Annotated in this window: 16 protein-coding genes and 2 tRNA genes; 7 read left to right on the top strand and 11 right to left on the bottom strand. The window is 63.4% G+C overall.

Annotation, left to right across the window (positions count from 1 at the left end):
• The first annotated feature begins 1 nt into the window (after nucleotide 1).
• Nucleotides 2-976 (top strand): cation diffusion facilitator family transporter, encoded by a 975-nt coding sequence (locus tag HZZ16_RS17790; protein WP_197950013.1) that lies wholly within the window; start codon nucleotides 2-4, stop codon nucleotides 974-976.
• Here the strand turns inward: HZZ16_RS17790 and HZZ16_RS17785 are convergent.
• From HZZ16_RS17785 to HZZ16_RS17775, 3 genes are all read right to left on the bottom strand, one after another.
• Complete coding sequence (locus HZZ16_RS17785) at nucleotides 969-2,648, bottom strand: hypothetical protein (protein WP_197950011.1); 1,680 nt, start codon at nucleotides 2,646-2,648, stop codon at nucleotides 969-971. The two genes, HZZ16_RS17790 and HZZ16_RS17785, sit on opposite strands and share 8 nt — an antisense overlap.
• Before the next feature lie 76 nt (nucleotides 2,649-2,724).
• Complete coding sequence (locus HZZ16_RS17780) at nucleotides 2,725-3,759, bottom strand: acyltransferase family protein (RefSeq protein WP_197950009.1); 1,035 nt, start codon at nucleotides 3,757-3,759, stop codon at nucleotides 2,725-2,727.
• Between the two features lie 140 nt (nucleotides 3,760-3,899).
• Complete coding sequence (locus HZZ16_RS17775; protein WP_197950007.1) at nucleotides 3,900-4,760, bottom strand: class I SAM-dependent methyltransferase; 861 nt, start codon at nucleotides 4,758-4,760, stop codon at nucleotides 3,900-3,902.
• Between the two features lie 178 nt (nucleotides 4,761-4,938).
• On the opposite strand from HZZ16_RS17775, the gene HZZ16_RS17770 reads away from it, so the two are divergent.
• Both HZZ16_RS17770 and HZZ16_RS17765 read left to right on the top strand, forming a co-directional pair.
• A complete protein-coding gene (locus tag HZZ16_RS17770) occupies nucleotides 4,939-6,024 on the top strand; it encodes an acyltransferase family protein (RefSeq protein WP_197950005.1) in 1,086 nt (361 codons plus the stop codon).
• Between the two features lie 300 nt (nucleotides 6,025-6,324).
• On the top strand, nucleotides 6,325-6,939 hold the full coding sequence (locus tag HZZ16_RS17765; protein ID WP_197950003.1) for a hypothetical protein: 615 nt from the start codon (nucleotides 6,325-6,327) through the stop codon (nucleotides 6,937-6,939).
• Between the two features lie 166 nt (nucleotides 6,940-7,105).
• On the opposite strand, the gene HZZ16_RS17760 is transcribed toward HZZ16_RS17765, so the two are convergent.
• The 4 genes from HZZ16_RS17760 to clpX all read right to left on the bottom strand — a co-directional run bounded on the left by HZZ16_RS17760 (nucleotide 7,106) and on the right by clpX (nucleotide 11,711).
• A tRNA-Val gene (locus HZZ16_RS17760) sits at nucleotides 7,106-7,182 on the bottom strand.
• A 47-nt stretch (nucleotides 7,183-7,229) separates the two neighbouring features.
• Nucleotides 7,230-7,634 (bottom strand): GFA family protein, encoded by a 405-nt coding sequence (locus tag HZZ16_RS17755; RefSeq protein WP_197950001.1) that lies wholly within the window; start codon nucleotides 7,632-7,634, stop codon nucleotides 7,230-7,232.
• A gap of 59 nt (nucleotides 7,635-7,693) precedes the next feature.
• On the bottom strand, nucleotides 7,694-10,117 hold the full coding sequence (gene lon / locus HZZ16_RS17750; RefSeq protein ID WP_172783507.1) for an endopeptidase La: 2,424 nt from the start codon (nucleotides 10,115-10,117) through the stop codon (nucleotides 7,694-7,696).
• Nucleotides 10,118-10,439: 322 nt separating this feature from the next.
• On the bottom strand, nucleotides 10,440-11,711 hold the full coding sequence (gene clpX, locus HZZ16_RS17745; protein ID WP_008547851.1) for an ATP-dependent Clp protease ATP-binding subunit ClpX: 1,272 nt from the start codon (nucleotides 11,709-11,711) through the stop codon (nucleotides 10,440-10,442).
• Between the two features lie 182 nt (nucleotides 11,712-11,893).
• Between clpX and HZZ16_RS17740 the strand changes: the two genes are divergently transcribed.
• Nucleotides 11,894-12,100 carry a hypothetical protein gene (locus HZZ16_RS17740; protein WP_197949999.1) on the top strand — a complete coding sequence of 69 codons (207 nt, stop codon included), beginning with the start codon at nucleotides 11,894-11,896 and terminating at the stop codon, nucleotides 12,098-12,100.
• A gap of 61 nt (nucleotides 12,101-12,161) precedes the next feature.
• Here HZZ16_RS17740 and HZZ16_RS17735 read toward each other — a convergent pair whose 3' ends face one another.
• The 3 genes from HZZ16_RS17735 to HZZ16_RS17725 all read right to left on the bottom strand — a co-directional run bounded on the left by HZZ16_RS17735 (nucleotide 12,162) and on the right by HZZ16_RS17725 (nucleotide 14,699).
• Nucleotides 12,162-12,797, bottom strand: a complete 636-nt coding sequence (locus tag HZZ16_RS17735; protein WP_027559514.1) for an ATP-dependent Clp protease proteolytic subunit — start codon at nucleotides 12,795-12,797, stop codon at nucleotides 12,162-12,164.
• A gap of 281 nt (nucleotides 12,798-13,078) precedes the next feature.
• Nucleotides 13,079-14,440: a trigger factor gene (tig, locus tag HZZ16_RS17730; RefSeq protein ID WP_197949997.1), complete on the bottom strand. Its 1,362-nt coding sequence runs from the start codon at nucleotides 14,438-14,440 to the stop codon at nucleotides 13,079-13,081.
• 174 nt (nucleotides 14,441-14,614) lie between these two features.
• Nucleotides 14,615-14,699, bottom strand: a tRNA-Leu gene (locus HZZ16_RS17725).
• Between the two features lie 154 nt (nucleotides 14,700-14,853).
• On the opposite strand from HZZ16_RS17725, the gene HZZ16_RS17720 reads away from it, so the two are divergent.
• On the top strand, nucleotides 14,854-16,155 hold the full coding sequence (locus HZZ16_RS17720) for a multicopper oxidase family protein (protein WP_197949995.1): 1,302 nt from the start codon (nucleotides 14,854-14,856) through the stop codon (nucleotides 16,153-16,155).
• A gap of 4 nt (nucleotides 16,156-16,159) precedes the next feature.
• Here the strand turns inward: HZZ16_RS17720 and HZZ16_RS17715 are convergent, their stop codons facing one another.
• Nucleotides 16,160-17,659, bottom strand: coding sequence for an NAD(P)H-hydrate dehydratase (locus HZZ16_RS17715; RefSeq protein ID WP_197949993.1), 1,500 nt, complete (start codon nucleotides 17,657-17,659; stop codon nucleotides 16,160-16,162).
• Between the two features lie 380 nt (nucleotides 17,660-18,039).
• On the opposite strand from HZZ16_RS17715, the gene HZZ16_RS17710 reads away from it, so the two are divergent.
• A complete protein-coding gene (locus HZZ16_RS17710) occupies nucleotides 18,040-18,378 on the top strand; it encodes a P-II family nitrogen regulator (protein ID WP_007603495.1) in 339 nt (112 codons plus the stop codon).
• A 153-nt stretch (nucleotides 18,379-18,531) separates the two neighbouring features.
• Complete coding sequence (gene glnA / locus HZZ16_RS17705) at nucleotides 18,532-19,941, top strand: type I glutamate--ammonia ligase (protein ID WP_197949991.1); 1,410 nt, start codon at nucleotides 18,532-18,534, stop codon at nucleotides 19,939-19,941.
• The last annotated feature ends 82 nt before the right edge of the window (nucleotides 19,942-20,023 follow it).

The raw sequence follows: 20,023 nt of genomic DNA, 5'->3' as shown, positions 1-20,023 counted from the left end.
TTTGGGCAGCCACGACCACCACGGTCATCACCACCATGATCATGCGGACCACTCGCATGCGCATGGGCACGATCATGGTCATGGGCATGGCGATGTCCACGCGCCCGCCAATTTCGGCAAGGCGTTCGCGCTCGGAATTACGCTCAACATCGCGCTCGTCGTGGCCGAGGCGGTTTACGGCTATGTCGGCAACTCCACCGCCCTGCTCGCCGATGCCGGCCATAATTTGTCGGACGTGCTCGGCCTCGTCATCGCCTGGGGCGCCTCGATCGCAGCCCGCCGCGCGCCCAGCGGCCGCTTCACCTACGGTTTTCGCGCCTCTACCATCCTGGCGGCGCTGGCCAATGCCGTGTTCCTGCTGGTCGCGACCGGCGCCATCGGCTGGGAGGCGATCCTGCGCCTGCGCGAGCCGGAGCCGGTCGCAGGCGTCACCGTGATGGTGGTCGCCGGTATCGGCATCCTCATCAACGGTTTCACCGCCCTGCTGTTCGCGAGCGGCCGCAAGGACGACATCAACATCGAAGGCGCGTATCTGCACATGGCCGCCGATGCCGCGGTCTCGCTCGGCGTCGTGGTCTCGGCCGCGCTGATCATCTGGACCGGCTGGCTCTGGCTCGATCCCGTCACCAGCCTCGTCATCTGCGCGGTGATCCTCTGGAGCACGACAAGCCTCCTGCGCGGCTCCATCGACATGTCGATGGCGGCCGCGCCCAAGGGTACCGACCTCGCCGCAATCAGGGCGTTCCTGCTGGCGCGACCGGGCGTCTCAGGGATTCACGATCTCCACGTCTGGGCGATCTCCACCACGGAAACCGCGCTGACCTGCCATCTCGTGATGCCGGCAGGCAGCGACGACGCATTCCTGATGCAGACGACGCAGCTCCTCAAGACATCCTTCCGCATCGACCACACCACGCTCCAGGTCGAGACGCATCCCGACAACGGCTGCGCGCTGGCGCCGGATGATGTCATCTGAGCGGCTCTGGCGCTCCCCCCGCCACGCAGCCGCCGGGACGTCGCCGCCCACACAGCGACGAAGCAAGTCCTGATCCGGTCGAATAACAGGCTGGCCAGAATGGCGCTCGAACCTCCCAGGAAGGGGCGTAATAGGCGTAGCGATTGAAGCCGTAAATCAGGAACGCAGGGAATCCGATGCTGACCAGCGCGAGCAGGACCATCAGGGCGCCCACGGCAGCAAGGCCGCCGGAGCTGCGGCCAATGACACCGGCACGGCTTGCCGCGACGCCGATCAGCAGGACAAGCGCGAGACACAGCGTCGGCGTGGACAGCCAGACGATCGGCCCCGGCCAGTCGTCGTATTCAGTCGAGACTTGCAGCCTGCAGCACAGCGGCACCAGGTTCGGGCTTGGCGCATAGCCGAACCCCATGAACCAGCTCAGCCTGCCCTGCAGTTGAGCCGCCGTCGGCAGAAACCGCACCAGCGGCCACCCCGGCTTGTAATAGTCGTGAACCAGCTGGCCGGACTTGAAACCGGTCGGACTTCCGAACAATGGATATCTATCCCGGTTGACGAAGAACTCATAGGCCTGTGGAGGAGGCGTCCGCCGCGCCACCGCATTCGCGTCGAACAGCAAGAAATACATTTCCCACAGGACATGCTTCGTCAGGTGCCGATAGAGCGTCGACGGCGTCGTGAGCGTTTCGATGATATCGCGCACGACCCGTTCGAGGTCCGCATCGCTTTCACCGGTCATCTTCAATCGGTGCACCGCGCCGAACGGCCATTGATACGCTTCCGTGTCGGGCCATCCCTCACCGGTATCCGCGGCCCGCATCTTCTCGACGAATTCGCGCGCCTGCGCCTTGTGGTCAAGATGGAAACCATGATCGAAATCGCCCGAATAGCCGACGACAAAGGCCATCACCGCCAACGTCTCATTGCCGGCAGGAGGCTTTCCAATCACGAAATTGACCGCCGCCGGAGTGAGATAGACAGTCGAAGCAAGAAGAGCCGCCAATCCAACCGCGCCGAGCCGACTCAGGAAGCGAGCGTCCAATGCCAGAGCCAGCCACAACAGGATGACCGCGGCCTGTACTATCGCGGCCGACCGGCAAATCAGGAGCGCTCCAAGCACCAGGCCCACGCACGCCGCATCGAGAAACGCAGACCATTTTCGCAACACCGCTCCCGCGGCAATGAAGGCCGCAAGGCTGACGAGGAAGTTGGAAATCGTCTCCGCCCCAACGGTGTTGTCGTGGTGGATGATACGACCATGGAGCGCTGCAAGGCAGAAGGCTAGCACCGCAAAAAAGCGGGGTGCGCCGGCAACACGCACGGTAGCGGCGACGAGCAGAGCAGTGCCGACGCTCATCAGATGTTGGACGATGACAAAGACGAGGATGTGAGGGCCGAACAGCCTCGACAGCAACACGAGGAAGATCGCCACGCCGTATGGCCGCTTCACCGCGTCCTCGCGATAGTGACCCTTCAGGATGGATTCCGCCTGAGCGAGATAGGCCCCGCTGTCCTCGTGGATAAAGTGATCCGGCCAGGCCACCAGGAAGGAAAGGTGAACCATCAGGACGAGGCCGATCGCGCAGATCCAAACCCAGAACCAGGCAATGGAATTCGCCCATCCGAGCCATCCAGGCAACAACCCGGCGCGCCCGCCCCGTTCTCCGCTCATCCGCAATGCTCGCTTTTGCTATCATCGCCGACGGATCGGCCGCGCGATTGCGCCGCATACATGCCGGAACGCCCGACTAGGTTATCGCGTCGGAGCGTGATGCGCCAACGACAGTGCCGGTTCTCGATCGCTCGTCCAGCCAGCGCGCCGCCCAACGATTGATCGGGCGCTCGAAGCAGATCCAGGACGCGGACGCGATGGCGACGAGAAACGCGAGCAGGATCCAGCGCCAGATCTCGCCGTTTCCCGGGTCGAATTGCTTTCGCAGCGCCAGCCATGGCAGGATCATGAACAAGGGCCAGTGCCAGACATAGAGTCCATAGGAGATGTCGCCAAGCTTGACGATCGGCCGCGGCGCAGACGGCAGGAGCGCGAGGCCTGCAACGGCAAGGCAGCACGCCGCCGGTGTCATCCACGGCGACAAGCGCAGCCCGAAAACATAGGTGCCGATCGCCAGCGCCAGCAGCACCAGGCTGGAACTCCAGCGCGGCGGAAGCCGTGCAACCATCATGTAGGCGAACACCCCGGCGGCAAAGTCTGCGTAGTGATCGTCACCGAAACGCGAGATGATCGGAGGCTGCGGCGCAATTCCGGTCCCGATCGCAGCAGCGGCAACGCACCAGACCAGCAACAGTCTGACGCCCCCGAGCGGAATGAGGATGGCGGAGACCACGTAGAAGATCACCTCGTATTCGAGTGTCCATCCCACCGCATTCATCGGAGTCTGTTGCGGGAGAATCAGGAGCGACCGCAACAGCCGGCCCGGCTCGATCTCATGCGGCGGACCGCCGATGCTGCGGCTGAACAGCACGACCATGACAAGCGTCGCCAAGGCATTGAGGGGATAGATTCGGAAGAAGCGTTTGGCGAGGAAGTTGAGGGGCGTATAGCCCGGCGCTTTCGAGACGTAGCAGACGATAAAGCCGGAAATCGCAAAGAAGAGATCTACGCCGGCGGCGCCGCGGTCGGCGAGAAACTGCCAAGTGTAGAGCCGCGCCGGATCAAAGTAGTTCAGCGCGAGATGCGTGTGGAAGTAGAAAACCGCCAAGGCGGCGAATGCGCGCCCGAGCTGGATGCCGGGCAGCCGGCCATGAAGTTGATGATCCGCCATTTCATGGCGAACCTAGCAGTGTGCTCTTCCCCACGCAATCGACTGCAACCGCAACGTTTGGGAATTTGATTGCGCAATTCAGCCAATTGCCGCATCCGACGCGATCTGTCACCGTCATCGATCAATACCGGTGCGCAACATCATGCCGCCTTCGCCGTCACGATCCAGATCGCGCCCTGCAACTCCACCGACTGGCCCTTCTGGAACGGCGCGAGCATGTCGCGGATCGCGGCCTCCGCGGCCGCATAGGTTTCCGGCGGATGGCCCTGGAGCGCGCGGCTGGCAGGGCCGATCTGAAGCGAGCCCTCGACGGCAGCATCGAGCCCGCCGCCGATCGCGATGTCCATGGCGAGATTGTGCGGTTCCATCGCAATATCGACGAAGCCGGCGCCCTTCAGGATGCGCGTGACACGCTCCTCCGAGGCAAAGGCGAATGGACCGGGCTCCTCGGGCCCGACCGGCGGCATCTTCGGCACGTGCTTGTAGACCGCCATCAGCGGCGCCATCATCCATGGATTTTCCTTCGGCTCGCGCCAGCAGGCAAAGGCGAGCCGGCCGGTCGGCTTAAGCGCGCGCTGCAGATTGGTGAAGGACGCGATCGGATCGGCGAAGAACATCACGCCAAAGCGCGAGGCGAGCAGATCGAAGCTCGCCGGTTCGAACGGATAAACGGTCGCATCCGCCAGCACGAAATCGAGCGGCAGGTCCTTTGGCGCGAGCGACCGCGCCTGCGCCAGCATCGGCGCGGACACATCGAGCCCCAGCGCAAAGCCATCAGGCGCCACGGCCTTCGCGAAGGCAAAAGTCGTCGCGCCGGAGCCACAGCCGACATCGAGCACGCGCTCGCCCGGCTTCGGTTTTGCTCGCTCGATCAAAACATCGGCGATAGGCCCGAGCAGCTTTTCCTGCACCGCATGGCGATCGGCCCAGCGCTGCCCGCTCGGGCCGTTCCAATACGCAATCTGGTCGGCATTCTCCGCCTGTCCACCGGGCTGCTGCATCGACTTCTCCGCGACAATGCCGATTTGCTCCGATCGGCCCAAAGAGGCTTAGCCGCATGTCGTTCTCCGCCGCAAGACCGATTCCGGCACGATGCGGCTTGACCGGCGATGCCGCTGTCACGCCAAGTTGACACAACCGCAAGCCACTGTGCTAAGTGGCCCGGACAGGAGAAAGCCCTTGAAATCGGAACGATCGGTCGGCATCGATTGCCTGCGCGCCATTTCCATCATCTGGGTACTGCTCTATCACTTCGTCCCGGTGCAGGCGTTCAACCGGGGCGCGTTCGGCGTCCTGCTGTTCTTCATCATCAGCGGCTACTGCATCGCATTCAGCGCCGAGACGTCGCAAACGGCCTGGCACTTCTACGCGAAACGGCTCGGCCGTCTGCTTCCCGCGTTGATCGTCTGCGGTTTCCTGACGACGCTGTTCAAGATTGTCGCGCCTGAGCTGGTGGAGCCCGGCCGCGGGTTGAAATGGGTTCACTACGTCTACACGCTGATCGCGCTTCCGACGCTCAACGTCCTGCAGGTGAACTACAATCTGCCCGACGGGGCCTATTGGTCGCTGCAGATCGAGTTTCAATTCTACTTCTTCTGCTTCCTGATGATGGCGTTGGGCCTCAAGCAACGTCTGCTGACACTCTTGTGCGCCGTGACTATCTTCCGGACGGTGGCCACCAGCACGGACTATTACACCTCCAACGATTTCTTCCCGTTTTTCATCGCGGGCATGAGCGTGGCTGCCCTCGTCAGGGGACGCACCAGGGAGGCGATGGCGGGAATCCTCGTGGCGTTCTCCGTCGATCTCTATCACCTGACATTCAACGTCAAGCAACCGTCGGTGCCGCTCGAGGTGTACCGCTCGCTGCTGCTCTGGTCCGGAACGGCCGCCGTCTATCTCGCCGCGCGGTATGACCAGCTGCTGCCACGCTGGTCGAGCGCCCTCGCCTTCATCGGCGTCATCAGCTACCCGCTCTATTTGATTCATCAGGACGTCGGGATGATGATCCTGCACTGGGCCCATGTGGGCCGTGACTCGGCGGGCGACATGCTGATCCGCGCGTTCGTCCTTCCCGCATTCCTCGCTGCCGTCGCCTGGCTGGTCTACGTTCTGGTCGAAAAACCCACCATCAAGCCGCTGACCGGCTTTTTGGCCCATCCGCTCGCCTGGCTTGGCCGGTGGCAGCCGGCAATGGCGCGACGCGACTACCCCACCACCGAGCGCAGAGGCGACGTAGCGCGCCAGGATTTGCCGATTGGGTGACCGACGCGCCCGTCCTTGTCGCAAAACCGAATTGTGCGCTGGGCCCGCCATCGAGCGCCGCGCCTTCTCCTCCCTCCTTCCGATCCGCAAGCTAGCGCCAGAACAGCGCAAGCAGCAGGATAACCGGGAGCGGAATTCCTAGCAGCCACAATAGGGCGCCTCGACCAAGTGTCATGGTGTCCGGCCTCTTTTAGCTTTGCCGTAAACCAAGCCACGAAGCCCGCGGGAGTTCCCGATCCAGGAACGGAAGATTTAAGGGCGCGTTGGAACGGGAAATGGAAGTTCGTGGAGGATCTCGCCATGGTGACACGTGCAATACCCAACCCCTTCTTTGGCTGGACCTGGTCGGCCGTACTGGCTGGCATGTTCGCATCGTTGGTCGTCCAAATCTTGCTGACCATGCTCGGTCTCGGCATCGGTCTGCTCGCAATCGACATTCCCACAGCCTCGACGGCACCCGCTGGCGCTAGCTGGGCCGCATTCGTGTGGTGGGCGGTGTCGGGAATCATTGCTGCCTTTGTTGGCGGTGCCGTTGCGGCAGCCAACTCGCCGGATCAGTCCGGACTCGGCCGCGTCGGCCACGCACTTGCCGCCTGGGCGGTCGCAACCGTCGTCGTGGTGGCTGCGGCAGCGATGATGCCGGCGGCTGCGACCAGCATCGCCAGCAACCTTGTAGGCCCGTCATATACAGCGAGCGCCCGTATCGCCTATTGGACGAACAATACGGGTCGAGACACGGTCGGTGCGACGGCTCGGCCGGCGACGCCGGCCCAGCTCGACGAGGCCCGCAAACACTTCTCATACGTGATGTTTGCAAGCTTCTGCTCGCTTCTCCTCGGCGCAGGAGCTGCCTATGCCGCCGGCATGGCAACGACAGCGCAGGCGGTGAAGGAAACGGCAAAGCCGTTGACGTGACCGTACAACGCAGGGCTTGAGGGGTGGAGATCGGACGAGCGCGGCAGGTGCGCGCAGCGAGTCCCATCTGCGCGCATTGCCACCAGCGTTCAGCTCTGCCGCAATCCAGCGGGCGAGTAGATCGCCAAGCCGACATGTCTTTTAGGAATGGTGGGTCTTTTAGGAATGGTGGGCGGTCACGGATTCGAACCGCGGACCCTCTCGGTGTAAACGAGATGCTCTAACCAGCTGAGCTAACCGCCCCGTGCCGCCTCTTTATCCCTACCCGCCCTCGCTGGGCAAGCCCGACCTCAATCCTGCGGCCGCCCCGGCAGCAGCGGCACGGCGTCGATCCACACCGCCGCCGACTGGCACCAGATCTGCCGAACGGGCCGCAGCTGACTACGCTGGCGGATCGAGCCCCAACGAATGCCCCAATCGTCGGCCTGATCGCCCTCGCCGCTGGTGAACAGCGGGGAACCGCAGTCGCCGCAAAAATGCTGAAAGCGCATCCGGCCGTTGTCGCCGCGCTTGCCGTAGATCTTGGGCGCGCCGCGCGTCAGGCGGACGTCTGCGCCCGAACAGACCGCGGTCACCCGGAACGGCGAGCCGGTCAGGGTCTGGCAATCCGTGCAGTGGCAGACCGACACCGCCTCCGGATCGACCTCGGCCTCATAGGTGATCTTCCCGCAATGGCATTGTCCGTCGATCCGCATCACCAGCTCCAAAACAAAAACGGCGCCCGAAGGCGCCGTTTTATCATTTGCGTTGAACCTCAGTGAGCGGTCAGGCCGCCCGCAGCCTCATCGCCGTCCGGCTTCACCGTCACCTTGGTGTCCTCTTCCCAGACGATCGGCACCGGCTTCTTCACCAGCGCCTTGGCGACGACGTCGTCGAGGCGCGAGACCGGGATGATCTCCATGCCGCCCTTGATCGCATCGGAAATCTCCGTGAGATCCTTGGCGTTGTCCTCGGGGATCAGCACCGTCTTGATGCCGCCGCGGGCCGCGGCCAGCAGCTTCTCCTTGAGGCCGCCGATCGGCAGCACGCGGCCGCGCAGCGTGATCTCGCCGGTCATCGCGACATCATGGCGGACCGGGATGCCGGTCATGACCGAGATGATCGCCGTGGCCATCGCAACGCCCGCGGACGGGCCATCCTTCGGCGTCGCACCCTCCGGCACGTGCACGTGGATGTCGCGCTTGTCGAACAGCGGCGGCTCGACGCCGTAGTTGATCGCGCGCGAGCGGACGTAGGACGCCGCCGCGGAGATCGACTCCTTCATGACGTCGCGCAGATTGCCCGTGACCGTCATCTTGCCCTTGCCGGGCATCATGACGCCTTCGATCGTCAGCAGCTCGCCGCCGACATCGGTCCAGGCAAGGCCGGTGACGATGCCGACCTGCGGCTCGCTCTCGATCTCGCCGAAGCGGTACTTCGGCACGCCGAGCAGCTCTTCCAGAGTCTTCTCGGTGACCTTGACCGACTTCTTCTTGGAGATCATCAGCTCCTTCACCGCCTTGCGGGCCAGTGTGGAGAGCTCACGCTCCAGATTGCGCACGCCCGCTTCGCGGGTGTAGCGGCGGATCAGAAGCAGCAGCGCCTCGTCGTCGATCGAGAACTCCTTGGAGTCCAGGCCGTGCTTCGAGACCGCGTTCGGGATCAAGTGCTTGCGCGAGATCTCGACCTTTTCGTTCTCGGTGTAGCCCGCGATCCGGATGATCTCCATGCGGTCCATCAGCGGCCCCGGAATATTGAGCGTATTCGCGGTGGTGATGAACATCACGTTGGACAGATCGTAGTCGACCTCGAGATAATGGTCGTTGAAGGTCCCGTTCTGCTCGGGATCGAGCACCTCGAGCAGTGCCGACGACGGATCGCCGCGGAAATCGGCGCCCATCTTGTCGATCTCGTCCAGCAGGAACAGCGGATTGGACGACTTCGCCTTGCGCATCGACTGGATGATTTTGCCGGGCATCGAGCCGATATAGGTGCGGCGGTGACCGCGGATCTCGGCCTCGTCGCGCACGCCGCCGAGCGAGACGCGCACGAATTCGCGCCCCGTCGCCTTCGCGATCGACTTGCCGAGCGAGGTCTTGCCGACGCCTGGAGGCCCGACCAGGCACAGGATCGGCCCGGTCAGCTTGTTGGCGCGCGACTGCACCGCGAGGTACTCGACGATACGCTCCTTGACCTTCTCAAGGCCGTAGTGATCGGAGTCCAGGATGGCTTGCGCCTGCTCCAGGTCCTTCTTCACCTTGGACTTCTTGTTCCACGGGATCGACAGCAGCCAATCCAGATAGTTGCGCACGACGGTCGCCTCCGCGGACATTGGCGACATCTGGCGCAGCTTCTTCAATTCATGCTGCGCCTTCTCGCGCGCTTCCTTGGAGAGTTTGGTCTTGGAGATCTTCTCTTCGAGATCGGCGAGCTCGTCGCGACCGTCGTCGTCGCCGAGTTCCTTCTGGATCGCCTTCATCTGCTCGTTGAGGTAATACTCGCGCTGGGTCTTCTCCATTTGCCGCTTGACACGAGAACGAATCCGCTTCTCGACCTGCAGCACCGAGATCTCGCTCTCCATCAGGCCCAGCACCTTCTCCAGGCGCGTGGTGACGGACAGCGTCTCCAGGATACCCTGGCGATCGGCGATCTTGACCGCGAGATGCGAGGCAACCGTGTCGGCGAGCTTGGCGAAATCGGTGATCGCCTGCACGACGCCGACGACCTCGGCCGAGATCTTCTTGTTGAGCTTCACGTAGCTCTCGAAATCGGACACGACCGAGCGCGCCAGCGCTTCCGCCTCGACCGATTTCGCATCGGTGTCGGCGAGCGCGACGGCGGTCGCCTCATAATAGTCGGCGCGATCGGTGTACTTCGCCACGCGCGCACGCTCGAGCCCTTCGACCAGCACCTTCACGGTGCCGTCGGGGAGCTTCAGGAGCTGCAGCACGCTGGCAAGCGTCCCGGTCTCGTAAATCGCATCGGGCGCCGGATCATCGTCGGACGCGTTCTTCTGCGTCGCGAGCATGATCAGCGCGTCGTTCTTCATCACCTCTTCGAGCGCGCGGATCGACTTCTCGCGACCGACGAAGAGCGGAACGATCATGTGCGGGAAGACGACGATGTCGCGCAGCGGCAGCACGGGATAGGCGTGCGCTTCGCCGTGAACGATGGTTGGCCGGGGTTTTGGATTAGTCATGGCCTTTTCCTTTTGCTTTGCCCCCTTGCACGCAGCCCGCCGATCATGCGCAACCGCCACAAGGTGCCGAGGTGATCCGCAGAACCGGTCGGTCCTCTACAAGTTGGACCGGCTCGCCGGAACGGAACTGAGGCGAATCTTGAAGAGAATTTTCGCTCGCCGCCGACATTAGGTGGCTATCGACCCGGGGGGTGTCAAGTCATCGAAAGACGCGCGCCATCAGGCGCTTACGCGCGCAGTAAGCGACGCAACATCGGCTGCGGAAATACCAGTTCCACAGCCCAGTTTGAGGAGACGATTGGAGCGTTCCAGCGCCGTCAGATCAGGCGCTGGCGTTCTCGACGGCGCGATCGGATCGATCGGCATAGATGTAGAGCGGACGCGCCGTGCCTTCCACGACTTCGCGGGAAATCACAACTTCTTCCACACCTTCCAGGCCCGGCAGATCGAACATGGTCTCGAGCAGGATCGCCTCGAGGATCGAACGCAGGCCTCGCGCGCCGGTCTTGCGCTCGATCGCCTTGCGGGCGACCGCGCCAAGCGCCTCGTCAGCAAAGGTCAGCTCGATGTTCTCCATCTCGAACAGCCGCTGGTACTGTTTCACCAGCGCGTTCTTCGGCTCGGTCAGGATCTTCTTCAGCGAGGTCTCATCGAGGTCCTCGAGCGTCGCCACGACGGGCAGACGACCGACGAACTCGGGGATGAGGCCGTACTTCAGGAGGTCCTCAGGCTCGACGTGACGGAAGATCTCGCCGGTCCGGCGATCCTCCGGCGCGAGCACCTGGGCGCCGAATCCGATCGAGGTCGACCGACCGCGCGCCGAGATGATCTTCTCGAGGCCGGCGAAGGCGCCGCCGCAGATGAACAGGATGTTGGTGGTATCCACCTGCAGGAACTCCTGCTGCGGATGCTTGCGGCCGCCCTGCGGCGGGACCGAAGCCACCGTGCCTTCCATGATCTTGAGCAACGCCTGCTGCACGCCCTCACCCGACACATCACGCGTGATCGAGGGGTTGTCGGACTTGCGGCTGATCTTGTCGATTTCGTCGATGTAGACGATGCCGCGCTGGGCGCGCTCGACGTTGTAGTCGGCGGCCTGGAGCAGCTTCAGGATGATGTTCTCGACGTCCTCACCGACATAGCCGGCTTCGGTCAGCGTGGTCGCATCGGCCATCGTGAACGGCACGTCCAGGATGCGGGCGAGCGTCTGCGCGAGCAGCGTCTTGCCCGAGCCGGTCGGACCGATCAGCAGGATGTTCGACTTCGCGAGCTCGACGTCGTTGTGCTTGGTCTGATGGTTGAGGCGCTTGTAGTGATTGTGCACCGCGACGGAGAGGACTTTCTTCGCATGGCTCTGACCGATCACGTAATCGTCCAGCACCTTGCAGATTTCCTTCGGCGTCGGAATACCGTCGCGCGACTTGACCAGCGAGGACTTGTTCTCCTCGCGGATGATGTCCATGCAGAGCTCGACGCACTCGTCGCAGATGAAGACCGTGGGACCCGCGATCAGTTTGCGGACTTCGTGCTGGCTCTTGCCGCAGAACGAGCAATATAGCGTGTTCTTGGAGTCGCTCGTGCCGACCTTACTCATTCATGTCTCCGTCCGCGGTTCGATCCCGTTCCGCTCGATCGCTCCATTCCGACACGACAGTCGGCATGAAGCTTAAGTAGAGCAAATTCCGTACCAAAAAAGACCCTACGCTTTACTACATCCCGTGCGAATCACGGTCGTTCGATTCTCCCGCGATCATAGCCGATCAATCGTAGCCAACCATGCTGTCACCCGACTATCAAGAATTCGCTAATCGGGGGTCGCCGGCTACCCGTGACAATACCGTGATTTCCGGTCTTGGCACGGGCGAAGTGATCGAAAACACCCCGGCGTTGCTGGATTACCACGAAAAACAAGCACGAAAGCGGAACTTTCTGCTTGTCGCAGAGCGCAAAACCGCGTTTTGCGCCGCGCGCACGCGCACCTAACGTGAACGCCGCCCTGACGGATCCACGGCAAACCGAGGGATTGTCGTGAGCCCCAGTAGTGCTACGGGGCTTTCGCCGGCGCCGGCTCCTCGGCGCGCTTGTCGATCACCTTGTCGACCAGGCCGAACTCCTTGGCGTCGTTCGCGGTCAGGAACTTGTCGCGTTCCAACGCGTCCTCGATCGACTTGTAGGTCTGGCCGGTGTGCTTGACGTAGATCTCGTTGAGCCGCTTCTTCAGGTTCAGGATTTCCTGGGCGTGCAGCATGATGTCGGTGGCCTGGCCCTGGAAGCCGCCGGAGGGCTGGTGCACCATGATGCGCGCGTTCGGCAGCGAGAAGCGCATGTCCTTCTCGCCGGCGGCGAGCAGCAGCGAGCCCATCGAAGCCGCCTGACCGGTGCACAGGGTCGAGACCGGCGGGCGAATGAACTGCATGGTATCGTAGATCGCAAGGCCCGACGTCACCACGCCGCCCGGCGAGTTGATGTACATCGAGATTTCCTTCTTCGGATTTTCCGCCTCGAGGAACAAGAGCTGCGCGACGATCAGCGTCGACATGCCGTCCTCGACCGGGCCGGTCACGAAGATGATGCGCTCCTTCAAGAGGCGCGAGAAAATGTCGTAGGCGCGCTCGCCACGGTTGGTCTGCTCGACCACCATGGGCACGAGGTTCATGTAGGTTTCAACCGGATCGCGCATGAGTCACCTAGGGTTTCGGAGACGGACATCGCCGGGCAGGTTTGCCAGTTTGGCTGGACTGGCCGAGAGGCGAATGGACGTCCCGTGATGCAGGAACTTGGGTACGAAGTAGAAGGCGTAGCGACAGATATAGCCCATTTCGCTTCTGACAAGTGCGCAGCGCATTAAGGCTTAATCCGTAGGGGCAGTTGAAGCTGATTCGCACAAAGAGGCCCAGCCGGCCACCTGGCTAGCTGGGCCTCTTCGTCGATCATCATTAATAGATGGCTGCCCCAAATCGTTCAGGCTGCGGTCTTTTCCGCGTCCTCGTCCTTGTAGAGGTCCTCGCGCGAGACCTTCTTCTCGGTCACGTGGGCGAGCTCGAGGATGAAGTCGACCACCTTGTCCTCGTAGATCGGCGCACGAAGCTGGGCCAGCGCCTGGGCGTTGTTGCGGTAAAAGTCCCAGACCTCCTTTTCGCGGCCGGGCATCGAGCGCGCGCGCTCGATCACGGCGCGGCCGACCTCGTCGTCGGTCACGGTGATCTTGTTCTTCTCGCCGATCTCGGAGAGCACCAGGCCGAGCCGTACGCGACGATCGGCGATCTTGCGATACTCCTCCTTCGCCTTCTCCTCGGTGGTGTCCTCGTCGGCAAAGGTCTTGCCGGCGGAGTCCATCTCGGCCTTGACCGAGTTCCACATCAGGCTGAACTCCTCGTCCACCAGCGAGGGCGGCGCCTCGAAGCGATGCGCCTCGTCGAGGCGGTCGAGCAGCGCGCGCTTGACGCGCTGGCGCGTTGCGGTGGCGAACTCGGCGGTCAGCCGCTCGCGTGCGGCCTCCTTCAGCTTTTCCAGCGATTCCAGGCCGAGCGACTTGGCGAACTCGTCGTCGATCGCAAGGTCCTGCGGCGCCTCGATCAGCGTCGCGGTGGTCTCAAACTCCGCCGGCTGACCGGCGAGCTTGTCGTTCATGTAGTTCTTCGGGAACGACACTTTCAGCGTGCGCGTCTCACCCGCACCGATCCCGATCAGCTGCTCCTCGAAGCCCGGGATGAAGGTGTTGGAGCCGATCGCCACCTGGATACCCTCGCCGGTGCCGCCCTCGAAGACTTCGCCGTTGATGGTGCCCTTGAAGTTGATGGTAACGCGGTCGCCCTGCTCCGCCTTGGCGCCCTCGCCCTTGGCGGCATAGGTGCGGTTGGAATCGGCGATGCGCTTGATCGCCTCGTCGACGTCTGCGTCGGTGACCTCGGCAACGGGCTTCTCGACCTGGAAGCTCTTGAAGTCGGCGAGCGCGATCGCCGGCACCACCTCGATGGCAACCGTGTAGGTCAGATCCGTCTTGCCGCTGAGCAGCTCCTCGACGTCCTTCTGCTCCGTCGGCATGGTGATTTTCGGCTCGGTCGCGAGACGGAAGCCGCGCTCGGAGAACAGCTGCGTGTTGGTGTCGCGGATGGTCTGGTCGATGGTCTCGGCCATGACCGAGCGGCCATAGACCTTCTTCAGGTGCGAGACCGGCACCTTGCCCGGACGGAAGCCATTGATGCGGACCTTGTCCTTGAGGTCGACGAGCTTGGCGCCGGCCTTGGCGTCGAGATCAGACGCGGGAACGCTGATCTTGAACTCGTGCTTCAAACCTTCCGAGAGGGTTTCTGTGACCTGCATGGCGTCCAATCTTCTTTTCGTTCGGCCCCGGCACGTCGCGCGTCGGGACGCTGTCGTTAATCGATCCGGCGCGAGGCAAACGCCTCCACGCCGGTGGTTCATCGGACCCGCTTCCTGCGGACGATCATCCGCGCGGAAGCAGGCCTCGTAATCCGTGCAAACGCGATAAGCGCTTGGTGCGGGCGGAGGGACTCGAACCCCCACAACTTTCGTCACTGGAACCTAAATCCAGCGCGTCTACCAGTTCCGCCACGCCCGCGTGAATTTGCATCAAGACCGGCCGCGATGCCGCGGGCGGCCGGGCTTATAGCATGTGCCTGACTGTTCGCAGCAAAAAAATGGCCTGATGGAGGCAGGCTTCAAGTAGGCACTGCGGCTGGACTTATCCAGCCCGGCGTGGTCCGGATCGTGCCATGACAATGCGGATCCATGCTCTACATCGGCGCGAGGTTTTGGCCGGCTTGGGGGCCTCGGCAGCCGGGCTGATCGCTGGCGGCGCAGGCCCCTCCGTGACGGCCCAGCTCGCGCTTCAGGCGAGGTCGGCAACGCTGTCCCTGAGACCGGGTCAGTCGGCTACACCGATCTGGGAGCTGGCCGCCGTAAGCCATATCGGGGACGTGCGTCTCAAGCGCTTCGACCGCTGCCAGGTGGTCTTCAGCAACAACCTGCCTGTGCCGCTTGCGCCAGTCTGGTACGGCCTTCACGCGCCGATGGCGGCCGACCCGCTCCGCGGCCGCACCCCGGCAGCACCGGATACGACGGAAACATCAATTATTTCAGCACCTAACGCAGGGACATTGCTGGCCGACTTCCGCCTCTTCGAAGGCGGCCTGAAGCAGCCCGCACGCGCGCTTCCGATCATCGTGGCCGAGCCCAGTCGCGCTCCCGTCGATCGCGACGTGGTCCTATTTATCGAGGAATGGCGCCTGCGGCCGGATGGCACCGCAGTCCCGCCGGGCCAAGATCCCAAGGACACGACGCCGCTTTACACAATCAACGGCAAGACCTCATTCGAACTCTCAGCTTCGGCGGGCGAGCGGCTGCGGCTGCGCTTTATCAACGGCTCCCAACGCACTGTTCTCGCAATCAAATTAGAAAACCACGAGGTCAACGTGATGGCTCTGGACAGCCAGCCGGGCGAGCCGTTTCCCGCGCGCAACGGCGCGTTGGTGCTGGCCCCGGGTGCACGGGCCGACGTCTACGTGGATGCGGCCGCCTCGGCCCCATTTCTGCTGCATGATGGCAAGGAGGCGCGCCGGGTCGGAAATCTGACCGTCTCCGGGAAGCTGGAGCGTGCTCCGCTGCCACCGCCCCAGCCGCTCCCATCGAATGATCTCCCCGAGAAGCTCGATCTGAGAGGCGCCCTGCGGTTCGATGTCGCGCTCGGAGCAGCCGATTCCGGCTGGGTTCGGCCGGCAACCTTCTCCACCGCCTCCGCCCCCGCCTTCCGCGCCAAGACCGGCCGCACCGTCGTGCTGGCCCTGCAGAACCCTGCCCCGATCACCACCGTGTTTCACCTGCACGGCCACCATTTCCGGCTGCTCGACAAGCTCGACGACGGCTGGAAGCCCTACTGGCTCGACACGCTCGCGATCGAGCCCGGCCAGACCCAGCGCATCGCCTTCGCCGCGACCTCGGCCGGACGCTGGCTGATCGAATCCGTCGCGACCGACTGGGCCGCGCCGCGCCTGGTGCGGTGGTATGGGGTGGAGTGAACGTTCAGTACTCCACCCCAAGCGCATCATAGATCCGCCGGTGCACGGCCGGCAGCGTCTCGGTCAGATCCTCCGCGATCAGGCCCGGCCCGGCTTCGCTCGCCGCCTCGCCGTGCATCCAGACGCCGATGCTGGCGGCCTCGAACGCCGGCACGCCCTGCGCCAGCAGCCCCGCGATGATCCCGGACAGCACGTCGCCGGCGCCGGCCGTGGCGAGCCAGGGCGGCGCGTTGGCGGCGATGGTGGCGCGGCCGTCGGGGCCGGCGATTGTGGTGTCCGGGCCCTTCAGCAGCACGACGGCGCCGCAGCGCTCGGCGGCGGCGCGGACGCGCTCGAGCTTGGAGCGGCCGGGATGCTTGTTGCTGAGGTCGGAGAACAGGCGCGGAAACTCGCCTTCGTGCGGAGTCAGCACCACCGCGTTGTCGTGCGAGGATTTGATTGCTTCAAACAGGTGCTCTGGCGTTGCCGCGAAGCTGGTCAGCGCATCCGCGTCCAGCACCAGATGCCGTTGTGCCGCAAGCGCGGTGTGGACCATGTCACAGGTGCGTTCGCCGACGCCGGCGGCGGGACCGATGATGCAGGTGTTGTAGCGCTTGTCGCCGAGCAGCTCGCCGAACTCGACCACGGTATCTACGGGGCGCACCATCACCGCTGTCAGCGCACTTGCATTGATCGCGAGCGCATCGCGCGGTGTGGCGAGCGTCACCAGCCCGGCACCGGCCCGTAACGCGCCGCGCGCCGCGAGCCGCGCCGCGCCGGTCGCGGCTGCGTCGCCAGAGACCGCGAGCACGTGACCGCGCGCGTATTTGTGGCCGTCGATGCGCGGGACCGGAAAGGCGGCACCCCAGACATCCGGATCGTTTTCGAAGGTCTGCGGCGCGATCTCCTCCAGCACCTGCGCATCGATGCCGATGTCGGCAACGCGCACGCGGCCGCAATGCTTGCGCCCGGGCAAGAGCAGATGCGCCGGTTTCTTGCGGAAGAAGGTGACGGTCTCGGTGGCGTTCACCGCCACGCCCATCACGGCCGCGCTGGTGCCGTTGATGCCGCTCGGCAAATCGACCGCCAGCACCGGGGCACCGTTGGCGTTGATCGCCTCGATCATCTCCCGCCCCTCGCCCTCGATCGAGCGGCTGAGGCCCGCGCCGAACAGCGCATCGATGATCAGAGCAGGCCTGCCGATCGCCTGCGGGTTGAAGGGCAGCACCGGATGCTTCCAGCCGCGCGCGGCGGAAGCGGCATCGCCCTGCAGCTGGTCGCGCTCGCACATCAGGATGACCGAGACCTCGCGCCCCTGCGCGGCGAGCTCGGCGGCGGCGACGAAACCGTCCCCGCCATTATTGCCGGGTCCGGCCACGATCAGGATCGGCCCCTCCTCCACCAACGCATGGGCGGCCTCGGCGACCGCCTGGCCGGCGCTCAGCATCAGCTTGAAACCGGGCGTGCCGGCCGCGATGGCGAGCTGGTCAGCGCGCTGCATTTCGGCGTTGGTCAGAACTTCCATGCCACTTCCTAGTACAAACGCCTGTTCAACAGGCATCTTTCGCGCCGATCGGACGACGGGAGCGTCGATCTGCACACATATTGAACCGTTTGCCTATTTCGTAGTCTTCGGTATTTTGTGCAAGTCGGCACTACCCTCAGAGATGCTCGTTAAAAGGCTGATAACGCTCCGATAATCAGGGCATTTGCAACTTGGCATAGACCCTGCTTTCGAGGAAGCCGCTTCGGTTCGTCGTGCTCACTGACATCTTGAAGGGTATGACCGGCCGTTGTTGCCGGACAGGTCAGGGATCCCGGCACAGAGAAGACAAGATCGTGCGTTGAGAAATGCGCGTCCTGACGAAGACGTTGCTATTGGATCGAAAGGCCGGGAGTCGCGCAGTGAAGAAAATCGAAGCCATCATCAAGCCATTCAAGCTCGACGAGGTGAAGGAAGCGCTTCAGGAAGTCGGTCTCCAGGGCATCACCGTCACCGAGGCCAAGGGCTTTGGCCGGCAGAAGGGTCACGCCGAACTTTACCGCGGCGCAGAATACATCGTCGACTTCCTGCCGAAGGTCAAAATTGAGATCGTGATCGGCGACGATCTCGTCGAGCGCGCCATCGACGCGATCCGCCGCGCCGCGCAGACCGGCCGCATCGGCGACGGCAAGATTTTCGTCTCCAACATCGAAGAGGCGATCCGCATCAGAACCGGCGAATCCGGGCTGGACGCTATCTGAGCCGGGTGCTATCCCGCATTTTGCGACACTCTGACAAGAAATAAGGCTGCTTCGGCGGCCTGATTTCGTTTGTGCGGTCGCGCGCGAACTCGCCAAAAGCGAGAACAATCTTGCTCACCTGGAAACCGACCCGCAGAGCCATAAGGGGTATGCATGAAGACCGCCAAAGACGTCCTGAAATCGATCAAGGACAACGACGTGAAGTACGTCGACCTGCGCTTCACCGATCCGCGCGGCAAGTGGCAGCACGTCACGTTCGACGTCAGCATGATCGATGAAGACATCTTCGCCGAAGGGACGATGTTCGACGGCTCCTCGATCGCCGGCTGGAAGGCGATCAACGAGTCCGACATGTGCCTGATGCCCGATCCGGTGACCGCGACGATCGACCCGTTCTTCGCCGAGACCACCATGGTCATCACGTGCGACGTGCTCGAGCCCACCACCGGCGAGCCCTACAATCGCGACCCCCGCGGCATCGCCAAGAAGGCGGAGGCGATGGTGAAGTCGATGGGCGTGGGTGACGCCGTGTTCGTCGGCCCCGAAGCCGAGTTCTTCGTGTTCGACGACGTGCGCTTCTCGGCCACCCCCTACAGCACCGGTTTCCGCCTCGACTCCTCGGAGCTGCCGACCAACTCCGACACCGAATATGAAGGCGGCAATCTCGGCCACCGCGTCCGCACCAAGGGCGGCTATTTCCCGGTTCCGCCGCAGGACTCCGTTCAGGATATGCGCTCGGAAATGCTCGGCGCCATGGCCAAGATGGGCGTCAAGGTCGAGAAGCATCACCACGAGGTCGCTTCCGCCCAGCACGAGCTCGGCATGAAGTTCGACACGCTGACGCTGATGGCCGATCACATCCAGATCTACAAATACTGCATCCACCAGGTCGCGCACATCTACGGCAAGACCGCCACCTTCATGCCGAAGCCGGTCTATGGCGACAACGGCTCGGGCATGCACGTGCACCAGTCGATTTGGAAGGACGGCAAGCCGGTGTTCGCCGGCAACAAGTACGCCGACCTGTCGGAGACCTGCCTCCACTATATCGGCGGCATCATCAAGCACGCCAAGGCGATCAACGCCTTCACCAACCCGTCGACCAACTCCTACAAGCGTCTGGTCCCGGGCTATGAGGCCCCCGTGCTGCTCGCCTATTCCGCGCGCAACCGCTCGGCCTCCTGCCGCATCCCCTACACCGCTTCGCCGAAGGCCAAGCGCGTCGAGGTGCGCTTCCCCGATCCGCTCGCCAATCCCTATCTCGGCTTCGCCGCGATGCTGATGGCCGGCCTCGACGGCATCAAGAACAAGATCGATCCGGGTCCGGCGATGGACAAGGACCTCTACGACCTGCCGAAGGAAGAGCTGAAGCAGATCCCGACGGTGTGCGGCTCGCTTCGCGAGGCGCTCGAAAACCTCGACAAGGACCGCGCCTTCCTCAAGGCCGGCGGCGTGTTCGACGACGACTTCATCGACGCCTATATCGAGCTGAAGATGACCGAGGTCGAGCGCTTCGAGATGACCCCGCACCCGGTCGAGTTCGACATGTACTATTCGGGCTGAGCGGCCCGCTCAGGACGAGACAGGCAAAAGGCGCTTCCGGAAGGAGGCGCCTTTTCGTTTGAGAAGTCTCGACCGCTACCGC

The sequence above is a fragment of the Bradyrhizobium glycinis genome (genome assembly GCF_016031655.1).
Taxonomy (GTDB): Bacteria; Pseudomonadota; Alphaproteobacteria; order Rhizobiales; family Xanthobacteraceae; genus Bradyrhizobium; species Bradyrhizobium glycinis.
Note: the sequence above shows the minus strand (reverse complement) of the source record. Positions and strands in the feature narration are given on the sequence as shown.

Bases quoted from the DNA above. Each gene is read 5' to 3' on its own strand.
- HZZ16_RS17785 (WP_197950011.1), bottom strand. From the start codon at position 2,648: ATGAGCGGAGAACGGGGCGGGCGCGCCGGGTTGTTGCCTGGATGGCTC.
- HZZ16_RS17780 (WP_197950009.1), bottom strand. From the start codon at position 3,759: ATGGCGGATCATCAACTTCATGGCCGGCTGCCCGGCATCCAGCTCGGG.
- HZZ16_RS17775 (WP_197950007.1), bottom strand. From the start codon at position 4,760: ATGCAGCAGCCCGGTGGACAGGCGGAGAATGCCGACCAGATTGCGTAT.
- HZZ16_RS17765 (WP_197950003.1), top strand. From the start codon at position 6,325: ATGGTGACACGTGCAATACCCAACCCCTTCTTTGGCTGGACCTGGTCG.
- HZZ16_RS17755 (WP_197950001.1), bottom strand. From the start codon at position 7,634: ATGCGGATCGACGGACAATGCCATTGCGGGAAGATCACCTATGAGGCC.
- lon (WP_172783507.1), bottom strand. From the start codon at position 10,117: ATGACTAATCCAAAACCCCGGCCAACCATCGTTCACGGCGAAGCGCAC.
- clpX (WP_008547851.1), bottom strand. From the start codon at position 11,711: ATGAGTAAGGTCGGCACGAGCGACTCCAAGAACACGCTATATTGCTCG.
- HZZ16_RS17740 (WP_197949999.1), top strand. From the start codon at position 11,894: ATGCTGTCACCCGACTATCAAGAATTCGCTAATCGGGGGTCGCCGGCT.
- HZZ16_RS17735 (WP_027559514.1), bottom strand. From the start codon at position 12,797: ATGCGCGATCCGGTTGAAACCTACATGAACCTCGTGCCCATGGTGGTC.
- tig (WP_197949997.1), bottom strand. From the start codon at position 14,440: ATGCAGGTCACAGAAACCCTCTCGGAAGGTTTGAAGCACGAGTTCAAG.
- HZZ16_RS17720 (WP_197949995.1), top strand. From the start codon at position 14,854: ATGACAATGCGGATCCATGCTCTACATCGGCGCGAGGTTTTGGCCGGC.
- HZZ16_RS17715 (WP_197949993.1), bottom strand. From the start codon at position 17,659: ATGGAAGTTCTGACCAACGCCGAAATGCAGCGCGCTGACCAGCTCGCC.
- glnA (WP_197949991.1), top strand. From the start codon at position 18,532: ATGAAGACCGCCAAAGACGTCCTGAAATCGATCAAGGACAACGACGTG.